Source organism: Bacillus sp. JJ1533 (genome assembly GCF_036965045.1).
In the GTDB taxonomy this organism is placed as follows: domain Bacteria; phylum Bacillota; class Bacilli; order Bacillales; family Bacillaceae_L; genus Ferdinandcohnia.
In genome coordinates, this window is the sequence record NZ_JBALOV010000023.1 from 68,456 (window position 1) to 84,883 (window position 16,428).

Annotated in this window: 13 protein-coding genes and 1 riboswitch; of the genes, 10 read left to right on the plus strand and 3 right to left on the minus strand. The window is 39.8% G+C overall.

All coding sequences use genetic code 11. The annotated features are described in order from the left end of the window. The first annotated feature begins 9 nt into the window (after positions 1–9). The 10 genes from asnB (at position 10) to V7138_RS11690 (ending at position 12,930) form a co-directional block, all read left to right on the plus strand. On the plus strand, positions 10–1,860 hold the full coding sequence (asnB, locus tag V7138_RS11645) for an asparagine synthase (glutamine-hydrolyzing) (protein ID WP_335397342.1): 1,851 nt from the start codon (positions 10–12) through the stop codon (positions 1,858–1,860). A 61-nt stretch (positions 1,861–1,921) separates the two neighbouring features. After that, positions 1,922–3,223, plus strand: coding sequence for an ammonium transporter (locus tag V7138_RS11650; RefSeq protein WP_335397345.1), 1,302 nt, complete (start codon positions 1,922–1,924; stop codon positions 3,221–3,223). An 89-nt stretch (positions 3,224–3,312) separates the two neighbouring features. Continuing rightward, positions 3,313–4,305, plus strand: a complete 993-nt coding sequence (locus V7138_RS11655) for a DUF294 nucleotidyltransferase-like domain-containing protein (RefSeq protein ID WP_335397348.1) — start codon at positions 3,313–3,315, stop codon at positions 4,303–4,305. Next, positions 4,295–5,026: an exonuclease domain-containing protein gene (locus V7138_RS11660; protein ID WP_335397351.1), complete on the plus strand. Its 732-nt coding sequence runs from the start codon at positions 4,295–4,297 to the stop codon at positions 5,024–5,026. The genes V7138_RS11655 and V7138_RS11660 overlap by 11 nt, the downstream gene beginning before the upstream one ends. 154 nt (positions 5,027–5,180) lie before the next feature. Beyond that, positions 5,181–6,233, plus strand: a complete 1,053-nt coding sequence (locus V7138_RS11665; protein WP_335397354.1) for an ROK family transcriptional regulator — start codon at positions 5,181–5,183, stop codon at positions 6,231–6,233. Continuing rightward, positions 6,230–7,462 (plus strand): MFS transporter, encoded by a 1,233-nt coding sequence (locus V7138_RS11670; protein ID WP_335397357.1) that lies wholly within the window; start codon positions 6,230–6,232, stop codon positions 7,460–7,462. Before V7138_RS11665 ends, V7138_RS11670 begins: the two co-directional genes overlap by 4 nt. Positions 7,463–7,882: 420 nt before the next feature. Continuing rightward, positions 7,883–9,424 (plus strand): NADH dehydrogenase subunit 5, encoded by a 1,542-nt coding sequence (locus V7138_RS11675; RefSeq protein ID WP_335397360.1) that lies wholly within the window; start codon positions 7,883–7,885, stop codon positions 9,422–9,424. Beyond that, positions 9,405–12,011, plus strand: coding sequence for a DUF2309 domain-containing protein (locus V7138_RS11680; protein WP_335397363.1), 2,607 nt, complete (start codon positions 9,405–9,407; stop codon positions 12,009–12,011). Before V7138_RS11675 ends, V7138_RS11680 begins: the two co-directional genes overlap by 20 nt. A 36-nt stretch (positions 12,012–12,047) precedes the next feature. Then, positions 12,048–12,413, plus strand: coding sequence for a DUF2294 domain-containing protein (locus V7138_RS11685; RefSeq protein WP_335397366.1), 366 nt, complete (start codon positions 12,048–12,050; stop codon positions 12,411–12,413). A 13-nt stretch (positions 12,414–12,426) separates the two neighbouring features. Then, complete coding sequence (locus tag V7138_RS11690) at positions 12,427–12,930, plus strand: carbonic anhydrase (RefSeq protein WP_335397369.1); 504 nt, start codon at positions 12,427–12,429, stop codon at positions 12,928–12,930. A 581-nt stretch (positions 12,931–13,511) separates the two neighbouring features. Here the strand turns inward: V7138_RS11690 and V7138_RS11695 are convergent. From V7138_RS11695 to V7138_RS11700, 3 genes are all read right to left on the minus strand, one after another. Then, positions 13,512–14,711 carry a phosphoglycerate dehydrogenase gene (locus tag V7138_RS11695; protein ID WP_335397372.1) on the minus strand — a complete coding sequence of 400 codons (1,200 nt, stop codon included), beginning with the start codon at positions 14,709–14,711 and terminating at the stop codon, positions 13,512–13,514. A 138-nt stretch (positions 14,712–14,849) separates the two neighbouring features. Then, positions 14,850–14,927: riboswitch (ZMP/ZTP riboswitch) on the minus strand. A 70-nt stretch (positions 14,928–14,997) separates the two neighbouring features. Beyond that, a complete protein-coding gene (locus V7138_RS25300) occupies positions 14,998–15,237 on the minus strand; it encodes a DUF3994 domain-containing protein (protein WP_438824353.1) in 240 nt (79 codons plus the stop codon). Beyond that, positions 15,185–16,390 carry a M20 family metallopeptidase gene (locus V7138_RS11700; protein ID WP_335397375.1) on the minus strand — a complete coding sequence of 402 codons (1,206 nt, stop codon included), beginning with the start codon at positions 16,388–16,390 and terminating at the stop codon, positions 15,185–15,187. The genes V7138_RS25300 and V7138_RS11700 overlap by 53 nt, the downstream gene beginning before the upstream one ends. Positions 16,391–16,428: the final 38 nt, after the last annotated feature.

A 16,428-nucleotide genomic window follows, 5' to 3' on the forward strand; every position in this document is an offset into this window, starting at 1 on the left:
TGATGTTAAGTGTGCGGAATAGTAGGTTGGGTAGATTGGCATCGTGATTTAACACAACAAATATCTGTCATCGAAAAAATGGCAGACACCTTATCTAGGCGAGGTCCAGATGCTTTAAATGTTTGGAGTTCACATCAAATTTCACTTGGACATTCACGTCTCACCGTTGTGGACCCTGTTGGTGGTACTCAGCCAATGGTAAAGGAAAAAAACGGGCGTATTTTTAGGATTGTTTATAATGGAGAGCTATATAATACCGAAGATATTCGGAAGGAGTTATTGAAAAGAGGGTACTCTTTTCAATCATACTCCGATACGGAAGTACTGCTCACAGCCTATATCGAATGGGAAGAAAAATGTGTCGAGCATTTAAATGGTATTTTCGCCTTCGCTGTTTGGGATCAAGGTAAAGAACAGCTATATATTGCAAGGGATCGTCTTGGTGTGAAACCTCTTTTTTACCATCAAGAAAATGGATCACTTCTATTTGGATCCGAAATCAAGGCTATCCTGGCACACCCAAGGATAAAGGCTGAGGTTGATCAGGAGGGTCTAAAGGAAATATTCGGCTTAGGTCCATCTCGAACGCCAGGTCATGGTGTATTTCGAGGTATTCATGAACTTCGCCCAGCCCATGCTTTGATAATTAATAAAAATGGTTCTAAACAATGGCGTTATTGGAATGTAGAAAGCAGGGAACATCGTCATTCTCTTGATGAAACAGTCGAACAGATTGCTTTTCTAGTAAAGGATGCCGTCCAACGCCAGCTGGTTGCTGATGTTCCTGTTTGTACTTTCTTATCTGGTGGAATTGACTCGAGTGCGATTAGTGCCATTGCAGCAGATTATTTTAATCAGGAAGGACGGGGGCAACTACACACGTACTCGATTGATTATGAACAAAATTCCCAGTATTTTAAAGCAAATTCCTTTCAGCCAGATGAGGATGCACCGTGGATTGAAAAAATGGAGCAATATTTAAAAACGAATCATCATGCAGTTGTTATTGATAATGAGAAATTAGTAGATTACTTGGATAAGGCTGTATTGATGCGAGATTTGCCTGGAATGGCGGATGTTGATTCATCACTACTTTGGTTTAGTGAACAAATTAAACAAAATTATACCGTTGCTTTATCCGGAGAATGTGCAGATGAAATCTTTGGCGGCTATCCATGGTTCTATCGAGACGATATTTTACATGCAAATGGATTTCCTTGGATGAGGTCACAAGAGGAAAGGCAGCAGCTATTGCTTCCACATTGGCAAAAGAAACTCGATTTAAAAGAATATGTAAGGGAACGATATCACGAGACGATTGCTGAAGTTCCTCAATTAGAGGGAGAGGAGCCGGTTGAAGCGCGCCGACGTGAAATGTTCTATCTGAATATGACTTGGTTTATGTCAACGCTATTGGAACGAAAAGATCGGATGAGTATGGGGGCTAGCTTAGAAGTACGCGTTCCATTTGCTGACCATCGCATTGTTGAATATGCCTGGAACATCCCTTGGGACATGAAAATGTTAAATGGCCGCGAAAAGGGAATTTTACGAAAAGCGCTAGAAGGCATTCTTCCAAATGATGTTCTATACCGCAAAAAGAGCCCGTATCCGAAAACTCATGATCCCGCATATATGAAACGAGTCAAGACTAAGTTAAAAAGCATCATTGACGATAAATCTTCACCCATATTAGAACTCATTTCAAAGCAAAAAGTAAAAGACATCATCGATTCAGATGGCTCTTCTATCAAAGTCCCTTGGTTTGGCCAGCTTATGACCGGTCCACAGCTTATCGCCCATCTCTCTCAAATCAACACCTGGCTTGAACACTATCAGATTAACATTGTAGACAACTAAAAGTGTTCCAGGGGCTAGTCCCCTGCTACATATAAAAAAGATAAAAAGGGAGGAAATCAGAATGGATAATTTGTTTTACTTGAACAGTGTATGGATTATGTTAGGCGCAATTTTAGTCATTTTCATGCAAGGTGGATTCATATTACTAGAAACAGGATCGACTCGAATGAAAAATGCAGGTCATATTGCTGGAAAAACCATCTTCTCATTTGGAATTGCCTCACTTGTTTTTTGGGCAGTAGGCTACGGCTTTATTTTTGGTGAAAATGCAAACTTGCTTGTTGGCATGTCAGACTTCTTTTATTCGGGTATTGAGGTAGAAGGAAGCCCTTATTCAACAACTGCTTTCTTTGTATTCCAGCTTGCTTTTGCAGGAATCTCTTTAGCGATTGCTTTTGGTGGTTTTGCGGAAAGAGCAAAGCTTTCTGTTTATCTTGTATTTGCGGTCCTTTTTTCAGCACTTGTCTATCCGGTAATCGCTCATTGGATTTGGGGCGGCGGTTGGTTAGCAGAGCATGGAAAACAAGACTTTGCAGGATCTACGGTCGTTCATTTAACAGGCGCAATGGCAGCGCTAGCTGCTACTATTCTATTAAAACCGAGAATTGGCAAATATAACTCGGATGGCACTGCCAATAATTTAAGTGGACATAATCAGGTTTACACGGCTTTGGGAGTCTTAATTCTATTTATCGGATGGTTTGGATTTAATGCAGGCAGTACGTTAGGAGTAGAGGATGGATTCTTTGCCTTTGTTGCTTTGAATACTGCATTAGCTGCAGCAGCTGGAGCGATTAGTGCATTACTTATCTCATGGGTAGTATTAGGTAAATCTGATATCCCGACAATGTTAAATGGAACATTAGCTGGACTTGTCGCTATTACAGCATCATGTGCGTTCGTAGAAACGTGGGCATCGGTAGTCATTGGATTTGTAGCGGGGATTATGGTTTTCTTTAGTGCTAGATTTTTTGAAAAACGAAAAATTGACGATCCGATTTTCGCTCTTTCCGTTCATGGAATTGCTGGTGTATGGGGTACCTTATCAACGGGCTTTTTCGCCACTCCGGAATTGGCAACAGTAGGGCAAGCGGGACTATTTTATGGTGGAGGTTTCGAGCAACTTGGAGTTCAAGCAATGGGAATTGCAGTTTCAGCAGCCTATGCATTTGGTGTTTCCTATGGTCTAATACTTGTCATGAAAAAAGTATTGAATGGGCTCAGGGTAACCGAAGAGCAAGAATTAATTGGACTGGATTTAAGTGAACATGGAAGTTATGGGTATCCTGAAGCATTTCCAAATATGGAAACCAAAACAGTCGTCTTAACGAATGTATTATCCTCCCAGCCATTAAAAGAGTAAATGATTTTAGTGCTTTTTCAATAAGGCGGGGCCACCCCCCCACCTTATTCTTATTAAAATTTCAAAGACAGTAAAGGATGTGTACAAACATGCAAGGGTTCCTTGAACCATATCTATCTATAAAAAAGTGGCATCATGCCAATGTGTTTACACATCAAAAAAGCAAAAATCAGTTACATTCTTCACATGATTATGTCCTAAAAACTGTTTTTGAAATTACAATAAAAGAAATGGCTAAAGAAAATGGACCCCCTCCTTGTGAATTTTCCTGGTTTGTGATGGGAAGTGCGGGAAGATGTGAACAGGCCGTAATTAGTGATCAGGACCATGGCATCATATATGAAGAGGAAAGTGAAGTTGCGGTATTATATTTTTCTGTTTTTGGAAAGATGCTTGTTTCAGCTTTGGATTATATCGGTTATCCTCAATGCGAAGGGGACGTAATGAGCTCCAACCCAATGTGGTGTCGATCGAAAAGAGACTGGGAAAGTCAATTGAAAAAATGGATGAATGAAGATACGTGGAAGTCTTTAAGGTACTTATTAATTTTTTATGATGCAAGAGTGGTTGTTGGAGACACAAAAAGCGTGCAATCATTAAAACATATCATGTATCAAACAATTCTCGAGCAGCCTACTGTTTTGGCACGATTATTTGAAAATACAAGACACACTGTAAAGGGAATTGGTTTGTTTAATCAATTTTTGACTATTCCGTCTGGTCCGTTTACTGGATATATTGATCTTAAATCCACGGCTATTTTTCCTTATGTCAATTCAATTCGCTTACTCGCAATCATAGAAAAAATTGAATTAACATCCACATTAGCTCGAATGGAAGCACTTTGTCTACATGAAACATACAAGAATACAATGGATTCCCATCATTCTAATTTTAAGAAACTCATGCACTACCGTTTACTACATGATGATTCAAATAGCTATGAAGCTGGACACTACCTTAATATCAAAAGACTAAATAAGCTAGAAAAACTTGAGTTGAAGCACATATTGAATGATGTAGAGAAGCTTCAAAGGTTTACAGGGATTATTGTACAAGGGGCGATAAAGAATGAAAGATAACCCTTTGTTTCAATTCATCAGACAGTTTCATGGCAAAATTACCTCAACTATATATACCCCCTTGATCGGCAAATCGGATCCAAAGAATCTTGCATTTTTAAGAAATTTGGAAAAGGAACTGGAGACAGAAAAAAGCTTATATATTCCCCTCCATGAACTAGATGTTGTTATTTTTGATTTTGAAACGACGGGCTTTTTTCCTGAACGAGGCGATCAAATTCTTTCCATTGGTGCAGTAAAAGTAAAAAACGGCCAGAAGAATGATAGGGAAACATTTTATTCACTTGTTCACAATAACGGAAGCCTTTCTCCTGATATTAAAAGCTTAACTGGGTTGGAAGAATCAGATTTACAAATTGCTCCAGCCTTGTCTGAGGTACTTATGAGTTTTTATCGATTTGTTCAAAGTGATACCCTTGTGGCGCACCATGCAAGTCATGAAAAGAAGTTTCTGCAGCACGCCCATTGGAAAGCATTCAAAAAACCATATAAACATCGAATTGTTGATACATCATTAGTATTTAACATAGTTGTTCCAGATAAAAATATTGTTAGTCTAGATGATTATTGCACCTTATCGGGACTAGAAATTCGAAATCGACATCATGCTTTAGGGGATGCAATCATGACAGCAGAGCTGTGGCAGTTTTATATTAAGAAACTTCGGAATGAGGGCTGCTATACTTTAAAAGATGTGTATGAACGCTTGGCTAGGCTATAAAACCCATGGGGTTCTATAATCATCCTTGGGTTGCTTCCCCCGATTATTTTTGATATATTGTCATTATTATTTGACTTATTTAAGCTGTTTAATAAGTTTTGTTGTATACTTATTAAACAGCTTTAAAAAGCTTGGTAGAAAGAGGAAATCGACAATGGATAACAGTCCAAAAACGATGAAGAAGGCGATTCTTTTTAGAATTCGCAAATGTCTCCTAGATCAAGGTAGTGCAACGAAAGTAGAGCTTAGCGACCGTTTAGGAATTAGTTTCCCTACAATCAGTAAGTTTCTGTCACAGATGGAAAATGAAGGTGAGATACTTTCCGTCGGTCTAGACGATTCGAGTGGTGGGAGAAGGGCGAAAAGATATACATATAATCCAGAGTATAAGTTGGGCCTTGCCATTTTCTTAGAAAAGACAGAGACCCAATATACAATTTTTAATTGTATGGGAGAAGTAAAGGAACAAGGTATAGCCCCAAGTGTATTAGTAGATGATGGTTTAAACCTTTTGACAACTTGTATTGAAAAGATTAAGACAAAATACCCGAAGATTAGCTCATTGGCAATCGGTGTTCCTGGGGCAGTCGAGAATGGTCGGATTTTTTATATACCAGGATACGATCAGTTCCAAAACTTTGATATGAAAAGATATTATGAGGAACGTTTTGCTATATCTGTCATCGTAGAGAACGATATGAATGCGGCTGTTCTCGGATATCACAATAATCGAGGAATTAGGGACCAGCAATCTCTTATCTATTTGTACTCTGGGCATAATGGTGCAGGTGCTGGAATTCTGATAAATGGAGATGTCGTACGGGGAAGTACTTTTTTCACAGGAGAGGTTTCATTTGTCCCTCTGTATGATCAGCAAAATTTCGGTCAGATATTGGAAGCTGAAAGTGGGGCTAAGAAACAACTAATCTATGATAATCAAATTGATGCGATTAGCAGGTTAATTGCATCATTTGTAGCAATCATCAATCCTCATGCCATCATTTTTTGCAATGATGAAATCGAAAAAGTAACTCTAAACAAAATTGCCAACGTTAGTACAAAGTATATCCCTTCAGAGCATCTTCCAGAGCTTACGATAAGCGATTGGAAACGGGATTATTTATACGGGTTACAAGGTCTTGGAATTGACCTGATGATGAGCGAATCTGTAAAACAAACCATTAGTAAAGGTGAGGGACAACGATGACAACACTCCTTTTAATCATTATCTATTTGGCTTTTATCAGCCTAGGTCTGCCCGATTCATTATTAGGGGCAGCGTGGCCTGTCATGCAGCCGGATTTAGGGGCACCACTTGAGACAGCAGGAGTCCTTTTTATGACTATTGCTGGTGGTACAATCATCTCCAGTTTAGTGAGTGGAAAGGTCCTAAGGCGGTTTGGGACTGGAAAAGTCACATTTGTCAGTGTCTTAATGACCGCTTGTGCTTTGTTAGGATTTCAGTTTGCTCCATCGGTTGGTTGGCTTGTTGTATGCGCAATTCCGTTGGGATTAGGCGCAGGAGCAGTTGATTCAGGATTAAACGATTATGTAGCTACTCATTATAAGGCACATCATATGAGTTGGTTACATTGTTTTTGGGGAGTCGGAGCTACTTTAGGTCCAATCATTATGGCAAAGTTTATCGTGGCCGGAAATTTGTGGAGAAATGGATATTTTACTATTTCTGGCATTCAGTTTGCGTTAGTGATTATCCTTCTAATTACTTTGCCTTTATGGAAGAAAGTGAATAAAAATAACAATAAGACTACAAATGAAGAGCTGGAATCAGTCGAAGCTGTTTCAAGTGATGTAATGACGAATGATGTAAAACCTTTGCAAATTAAAGGTGTTAAATTGGCGCTCGCCTCTTTCTTGTTTTATTGTGCGGTTGAATCAACAGTTGGGCTTTGGGGAAGCAGTTTCTTGGTAAACGTAAAAGGGGTAACTGCAGCAACTTCTGCGAAGTGGATCTCCTTATATTATGCTGGAATTACCATTGGTCGATTGATAACAGGCTTTGTTACCTTTAGAATGACTAACCGTACGTTGATTCGAGCGGGGCAAATCATCGCTTTAACAGGTGCTGTACTTTTATTTTTACCATTACCATCCATTTTCTCACTAGTCGGTTTTATTATTATTGGACTAGGATTAGCACCGATATTTCCGTGTATGTTGCATGAAACACCAACACGTTTTGGGAAAAAACATTCTCAAACTATCATGGGGTATCAAATGGCAATAGCTTATACAGGCACTACAGTCATGCCACCACTCCTAGGCTATATTGCATCACACTCAACGATAGGTATCTTACCAATCTGTATCGTTCTTTTTGTAGCGGCAATGCTACTAAGCTCTGAAAAATTAAATGCCATACTCAATCAGAGGTTTGTACTAAAGAGTGGAGATACGACTTCAAAAATAATGTAATCCAATATTGCACAAGTTATTATAGTTCCAAACATAAACTTGCTGGAAAGCAATTTGACTGGGCCTTCTTAGGCCCAGTTTAAAGGTGATTCTGAAAGTTGAAATTAAAACTGCTTGACAGAAATATTGACGAAATAGTAAAATGTATTACACAAATTAATGCTTGTTCAATATCTAATAAATAGATTGCTTTAGCATAGAGTTAATACATTTTTTATTGATTATATGAAAAAGTGAATCTAATAAAATAGCAAGTTGAACGGTTCAGAATAAGATAAAGACGGTAGACTGTAAAAAAACCAATAGGTTCGTTTATAAGTAAACCGACAATTTTCAGCGTTTAATGGTCTTGGTGCCATTGAACATTGAAATTGTCGGTTTTTTTGTTTTTCATAAAAAGTCGCAAGGGGGAGAAGCGAGATGCTAAATTTTTTTATACTACAATCGGGATTTTTCATATTACTAGCACTTTCGTTACTAAGTGCCTTCGTTTTTTTACATAAAAAGGTTCCTTTGGCTTATGTTCGGATTCACATTGGCATCATCTCCTTACCTCCAATTTTGGCCATAATCGCGCTTATCTTTAATCGTGGTAGCATAATTGTTGGACCCTGGCGCTTTGACTCTCTGTCATGGCTTTTGGCGGCATTTGTACTTACAATTGGATTGATTGTCCAACGCTTTTCAGTTCGTTACTTACTAGGTGATCGTTCGTATCGAAAATATTTTGCATTATTGACACTCACCACAGTCGCTGACTCACTTGCTTGGCTAAGTGATGATCTTCGATTGTTAGTAATTTTCTGGGGCATTACACTTCTTGGGTTGACGCTACTTATCGGATTAAGAAGAGACTGGCAGGTGACTAGAAATGCTGCAAAGATGTCCGGAAAGCAATTTGCCATTAGTTGGCTTTTCTTGTTAATTGCGATTCTTTGGGTCGCACAGGCCACAGGATATTGGCAATTATCTCTCATTTTTACTGAAGATAGCATGAATCAGTTTGATTCGTGGGAGAGAACCGGAATCAACTTGCTCCTCATTGTTGCGGTCGTGATTCCAGCAGCGCAATGGCCATTCCAGCGTTGGCTAATAGATTCTGTGGTTGCCCCAACGCCAATTTCCGCTGTTATGCATGCGGGGATTGTGAATGCAGGGGGGATGATTTTCTCACGTTTTGCCCCACTTTTTAGTGGCAATCCAGCACAGATTGTCCTCCTTATCTTTGCTAGTTTTTCCGTATTAATCGGAACTGGGATGATGTTAGTTCAAGTGGATTATAAACGACAGCTTGTTGGCTCTACGATTGCCCAGATGGCTTTTATGCTGATTCAGTGTGCGTTAGGCGCTTACTGGGCAGCTATTATTCATGCTGTCTTACATGGAATATTTAAAGCTACCCTTTTCTTGCAGGCAGGTAGTGCAGTTCATCATAATGAGGACGTCTCTCGTTCGTCTCAACAGCCGTCTTTATTCTGGACAATTCCTGGAGGCGCTTTGGGAATATTCGCTGGAATTTGTTATTGGTTGACCTCTTATGGGGAGTCATATCAGTTAATTAGTGCTGTTATTATTGGGTGGTCCGTATTCTACGCTTGGAAGCACCTTATAGCTTTTGGGTTTGGTCATATAGGGCGTTTCGTAGGGTTTTCTATGTTTCTAGTAGCAGGGATGGTATTTGTCCTTATCCATTCTGTTTTTGTTGATTTATTGGATAAAATGTTTCAAACCGGAGGGCAGCCGCCGATACTAGCGGCCATTCTCTTTCTAGTGATCTTGGTAACTGGAAGTGTGATAGGTGCATGGTCGGTTCGTCACCCATCTTCAAAAGTATATGCATTTATTTATCTTAGGCTTGTAAAATGGAGCGAACCTCGGCGTGAATCAATTGATAGCCATCCTACCTATTTAACAAAGTTACATTTTAAGGGGGGAATGCATGATGAATACCACATTAGCTAAAAATCTTTACTTGGAAAAAGAATTCGATGCTTTTCATCTTGATTTGAATGATGTAGTGGAAGCGGCAAGTAAAGTGATTGCACCGCTCGGCCCTATTCATACGTTTGCAGCTCGCAGTCCTTGGGCAGGCTTAGAACAACGATCATTTGAAGAAGTTGCCCGCCGTCTAAAAAATATTTGTGATGTAGATATTTATCCAAGTGAAAACATGTTACAGGATGCTCTGAATCGAGGAGAAATAAACCTTGAATTTTTAGAAGCAGTGCTTAAAAAATGGTTAGATACACAATCTTTTGACTTATCAAGGGAGGCTGCTGAGCAATACTGCAGAGCCATTCTCTTAAATGAAGCCTCTACAAATTATTTGGAGAAATCGGAATTAAAGAGACTCTTAAATAAAGTTGGTACATTCAAATTTAAAATGAAAAAAGGTCATTCTGTCCGAACTTTGAGTCAGCGCTTAGAGCAGTTAGGTAATAAGACAGTAGCTATGGAGCTAAACTCTCATACCATTAAGTGGTGTAAATTATTTTTAGACGAGTCACAGGGTGCTTGGTCTATGCCATATCGTGAAGATGGTTTTTATCATGCATGGCGAAAGCTTGTTAAGCTGGATCCAGCGCTGAATCCCAATGTTCGCAGGCAATTAGATGAGTTGCCTAGTGATGCAGATTCTGCGTTAAAGGAAGTATTAACGAGACTGGACATACCTTATCTAGATGTACAAGAGTATCTAGAAGCCCATTTACTTGCAATGCCTGGTTGGGCAGGAATGATGCTTTGGCGTTCACAGCAATCAGCTAAGGATACGAACCTGCTCATCGATTATTTAGCTGTCCGACTTTCTATGGAATGGGTCTTCGTCCAATCCTATTTGCCATTAACAGAGCAAAACAATGAAGATCAAGAATCCTTAATTTCCACATGTGTTCGGTATAGCAATCTATCAGAACGTGAATGGAACAGCCTGCCTCTACAGGAACTGAAATCACGTATCATACTAGGTTTTAACTTTGATAAAACGACTCGTCAGCGTCTCTTGATGGAAGCATGGGAAAAAACCTATGAGCATCAATTAATGAACATGGTGTCAGTAAATTCGAGTCAATCCGATAAAAATGAAGAGCAAATACAAGCCCAATTCGTCTTTTGTATTGATGTGCGCTCTGAGCCTTTCCGTCGTAAACTTGAAGAACTTGGTCCTTTTCAGACATTTGGTACAGCTGGATTTTTTGGATTACCGATAGAAACAAAAAAGATTTGCAGCAACCATAGTCATCAATCGTTGCCTGTTATGAACAAACCGTTGCTTAAGGTTATGGAATCTTTACCGGAGTCAGAATTAAAACAATATGGGCAACGTGTACATGCGGCTCATTCCCTTGGTTCGACTTTCCAGAGAATGAAACATAATTTATTTTCTAGTCTTGTATTGCCGGAAATTAGCGGACCATGGCTCGGATTGCAAACGGTGGTTTTTAGCTTTATTCCAAGGAGTACAAATTCAGCTTTTCGCAAGGTTCGCAAAAACTGGCTTCGTCAGCCTGCTACTAAACTTACGCTAGACCATGTGCATTCTGTCGAGTCAGAGCTACCGGTTGGGTTTTCTGAAGAAGAGAAAGTCTATTATGTAGAGCAGGCTTTAAGAATGATGGGGCTTACTGATTATTTTGCTCCTTTAGTGGCGATTTGTGGTCATGGGAGCCGCAGTATAAATAATCCATACGCTTCGGCACTTGACTGTGGGGCATGTGGAGGAGCATCCGGTGAATTCAACGCGAGGGTGCTTGCTGCATTATGTAATCTTCCAACAGTAAGGAAAAATCTCGCCGAGAAAGGAATACATATTCCGGATGATACCGTATTTGTGGCTTGCGAACATATTACATCTCTTGACGAGCTACATTGGGTTTATGTTCCTGAGCTTTCAGTGGCTGCGAAAAAGTCATTTGGGCATGTTGAAAAACTCCTTCCAAAGGTGAGTTATGAGGCGAATGAAGAGCGGATGCAGCATTTGCCAACTATCACTTCAACGTATAATAATCCAAGTAAAGAAGCAGCACGTTTTGCAGATGATTGGAGTGAGGTGCGTCCTGAGTGGGGACTTGCACGAAATGCAGCATTTATTATCGGGGAACGCGAGCTTACGAAAAAGTGTAACTTAGGTGGAGAAGTTTTTCTCCATAACTATTCTTGGGAAAAAGATAAGAATGGTGAGTTGCTTGCCAACATTATAGCGGGTCCAGCAACCGTTAGTCAGTGGATCAACCTGCAGTACTATGCATCCACTGTTGCTCCCCATTATTATGGAAGTGGGAGTAAAACGACACAAACCGTCACAGCGGGAATTGGGGTCATGCAGGGAAATGCGAGCGACTTATTAACGGGTCTTCCATGGCAGTCAGTGATGAAGTCAGATAATGAGATCTACCATAAACCATTAAGATTATTGGTGGTCATCCAAGCTCCAAAGAAAAACGTGGAAAGGCTGCTTGAGCTTGATCCGCTTTTCCGTCAAAAGGTTCAAAACGGTTGGATACGTCTTGCATCTATTGATCCAGAAGGTCACTGGGAGAGTTGGTCATAACCATTAATTTTACATTGAAAGAAGGAAAGAAAGACGATGGAGAAATCAAAAGGGGCAATCGAAGCTGAAATTAGCAAAGAATTAACACATTGGGAAAAAAGTTATCTTGGACGTGGCTCAGTGTCGGTTAAATCAGATATTTTGCGGGATATGATTATTGTCGTCCTGCGTGGTATTTTAACCCCTGCTGAGTATTCGCTTTGTGAGGAAAAGCGTGGACTCTTAGCTGTAAAACAAAATCGAAATAGCTTGGTAGAGTCGGGTGTTGAAGAATTAAAAAGTATCATTCACACAATCACAGGCCAGGATGTCATAAGTTTTTATACGGATCTTAGTACAAATACAGGGGAACGGGTCATAGTTTTTAAACTTTTGGCTGACTTGGAAAGTCAATTAAATTAACGGGGTGAGTGCATTGTATTCAGAAGAGAAAAGGAAATTGCTATTTTTAACTGAAGCAAACTACCAAGCAGACTATTTAACCAAATATGTGAAAAACCTCAACCCAGAGGATATCATCTTGATGAATAGCAATGGACGCGAAGTTTTACATCCCTTTGGCGAAGTCATGAGGGAAATCATTATAACTGTATACGAGGAAAAAGTCGAAGAAATATTTGTCGTTGGGGACAAGGGGACAGGTACGTCGTCCCAGCTGGACCGATGTACCTGTCCCTCTGTCCCTCAGGATAAACTTGAAACACTAGAGTATCTTTTTAGAACATGTAAACCGGAATTCCTTGGTATGAGCTTGCGCGATTGGCTTGAAGGAAACAATACAGCCAAAGACTTTGTACAAAAAAATGCCGAAACGATCCGGAATCATCCTCTCATGCCACCTGATGTGAACGTTCGTGGATTGTTTGTTAATAGGGAAACCGAAGAAATGGTTGAGGAGATGTTTTTTAATATTGGGTGATGAAACAGAATAGGGGACAAATCTTGCTCCAAGTATGTGAGAAAGAGGCTGTAAATCGGAAAAAAATAGGAGACTGTAAACCTGCAAAGTCAAAAAAGAGGCAGTCTATTGGATAAGATTAGGAGACTGTAAACCAGTAAAGTCGAAAAATAAGCGCTAAATTGGATAAAATTAGGAGACTGTAAACCTGCAAAGTCAAAAAAGAGGCAGTCTATTGGATAAGATTAGGAGACTGAAAACCAGCAAAGTCGAAAAAGGTGCGCTCAATTGGATAAGATTAGGAGCTGAAAACCAACAAAGTCAAAAAGAGGCAGTCAACTGGATAAGATTAGGAGGCTGTAAACCAGTAAAGTCGAAAAAGAGGCGCTCAATTGGATAAAATTAGGAGTCTGTAAACCAGCAAAGTTGAAAAAGAGGCACTCTACCGGAAAAAAATAGGAGACTATATATCAGTAAAGACAATAAAGAGGTGCGCAAATGGATAAAATTAGATGATGTAATCCAGCAATAGGCAAACTAGAAAACACAACCAAAAAGGAAACAAAAAAGCAAGGGGACGGCCCCTTGCTTCTAATTTTGCCTTAAATCACGCGTGCTGATATAATTCCGTTAATTTGCTTGATTTTTTCTAGTAAACTAGGAACAATATCGCAGGTTACCTCATTATCGATATCAATCATTGTATATGCATATTCTCCACGGCTTCTGTTGACCATGTCTGCGATGTTTAACTCATAGAGTGAGATAGCTGATGTAATTTGGCCAACCATGTTTGGTACATTTTTATGGAAGGCTGTAACACGTGTTTTTCCTGTATAAGGAAGTGAAGCATTCGGGAAGTTTACTGAGTTTTTGATATTCCCGGTTTGCAAAAATTCCTTTGTTTGACGAGCTGCCATAATCGCACAATTTTCCTCGGATTCATTTGTTGAAGCACCAAGATGTGGTGTGCAAATCGTATTCTTCATTTTTAAAACATTTTCATTAGGGAAATCTGTCATGTATTTTCCAACGATGCCATCCTCAAGTGCAACAGCCATATCAATTTCATTCACAAGCTCTCCGCGTGAGAAGTTGATAATGTGAACGCCTGGCTTCATGATATCAAATGCTTTTTTATTAAACATTCCTTTTGTATCCTTGGTTAATGGAACGTGCACGGTAATATAATCAGACTCCGCAAATAGCTGTTCAAGTGACATTGCGCGCCCGACATTACGTGATAAGTTCCAAGCTGTATCAACAGAGATGAATGGATCAAATCCGATGACATCCATATCTAAGTCAAGAGCATCGTTTGCAACAAGCGCACCAATTGCACCTAAACCAATAACACCTAAGGTTTTTCCTTTAATTTCTTTTCCGACAAATTGCTTTTTTCCTTTTTCAACAAGAGCAGGTATTTGATCACCTTTGTCTTCCAAAGTTTTTGTCCAAGAAATACCGGCAAAAAGATTTCGGGATGTAGCCATTAAAGCAGTTAAAACCATTTCTTTTACAGCGTTTGCGTTGGCCCCTGGTGTATTAAAAACTACAATACCTTTTTCAGTGCATTTTTGGATTGGAATGTTATTAACACCAACACCTGCGCGTGCAATGGATTTTAGGTTATCACCAAGCTCGTAGTCATGCATATCGAAGCTGCGAACGACAATTGCATCAGGGTTCTCGCTTTGATCATCAATTGTAAATTGATCATTCTTAAACACCTTTAGGCCGCTTTCGGCGATATTATTTAATGTTTTAATCGTTTTTACCTGATTTTCAATAAGTGTGCTCATTTCGTTTACCTCTTTCCTGAACAAAATTTTAAGTATGGAAAACATTAAAATACAATTTTATGAGGTCTGGATCTGTTAGGGGTTGAAAAAAGGCACCTTAACCCATATATAAACAGAAAGAGGCAAGGGACTTTCCCTTACCTCTGCCCAGGCGAACGGCTCCGACACTATATGCTCCCTCGCGGTTTGCCGCGTACGCCAGTCACATATAGCCTTTTTTGATTTGTTAGTATGATACCAAGTTTTTTGATATATTTCAAGTTTTAATTAATTTAATATGGTGAAATTATTCCTTTTCATAAAGAAATGTTTGTTGAGTTTCTAAATCGAGTAATTGAATATTTCCGTACTTAAAGGATTGTAAATCCATTTTCATTGTAGGTCTTGATGATTCTGTTACATTACCATTCTTATAAACTTCATCGTTTGTGAAGTGGATTTTATATTCAAGAAAAATTCTTGAGAAGATTGTCTTACTTTGCTTGTTCTGCAGCTTTTCTTTGTTTGAACTCGTCCTTGATGATATCGAGTAGTTGTGGCTCTGTGATCAGGCGTAAGGCGGTAAGGCCAAGTGCTTTAGCGCCTTTGATTAGAGCCTGGTCACCTTGTTCAGATGCTGCAGCTTCTCTAAATGGCACAGTATGAGGAACAAGCTCATCCGATCCAATTTTAATATATGGGTGAATGGTTGGCACAACTTGACTGATGTTACCAGCATCTGTTGAACCAATTCCTTCTCTTTCGTCCGCAACATTTTCTCCCAAATCTTCAATGACTTCTTTAAACACCGCGTTGAATGCATCGTTTAACAACAAGTTATCGACTTCGTTTTGAAAGGCAATCACATTGAGCTTTGCACCTGTAGCTAGAGCCGCGCCTTCAGCAATTGCTTTTACTCGCTTGGTAACTTCATTAAGCCCCGTTCTTGTAGCAGCACGGATAAAGAATCGGGCTTTCGCATAATCAGGAACGATGTTTGGCGCATCACCGCCATGTGTGATGATACCGTGAATGCGGACATCGTCTGTGACATGCTGGCGAAGAGCATTGATACCGTTGAATAACTGAATGACAGCATCTAGGGCATTGATTCCTTTATGTGGAGCGGCAGCTGCGTGAGCTGATTTTCCAATGAATTCGAAGTCAAGCGGGTCTACAGCCAGGGAAGGAGAAGTAAGGCTTGTTTTTCCTTGTGGATGGATCATCATCGCTGCATCGATACCTTCAACCAATCCGTGTTTAACGAAGCTTCCTTTTGCACTGCCATTTGGTCCACCTTCTTCAGCAGGGGTTCCAAACACAACTGCCTCGCCGCCAGTCTCCGCAATCACCTTGCTTAATCCAACCGCTGCAGCAACACTCAATGTTCCAATGATATTATGACCGCAAGCGTGGCCTAAACCAGGGAGAGCGTCATATTCAGCTAAAAAGGCGATGGTTGGACCAGGCTTTTCTGATTTAAACCGGGCAATAAAAGCAGTCTTGTGGCCGGCTACGTCTTTTTCAACAGAGAAACCTTCATCTTCAAGAATCTTTGTTAATTGTTCAGAAGCGAAAAATTCCTCATTGCCGATCTCTGGATTCGCATGGATCTTGTGGCTTGTTTCAATGTAGCGTTCTTTATTTGCATCAATATTTGCTTTAATTGCTTCCGTTAATTGCGTGATAACTTGAGTCATGTCCATTTCCTCCTTTATTATGTAAAAGAGGGAAACTA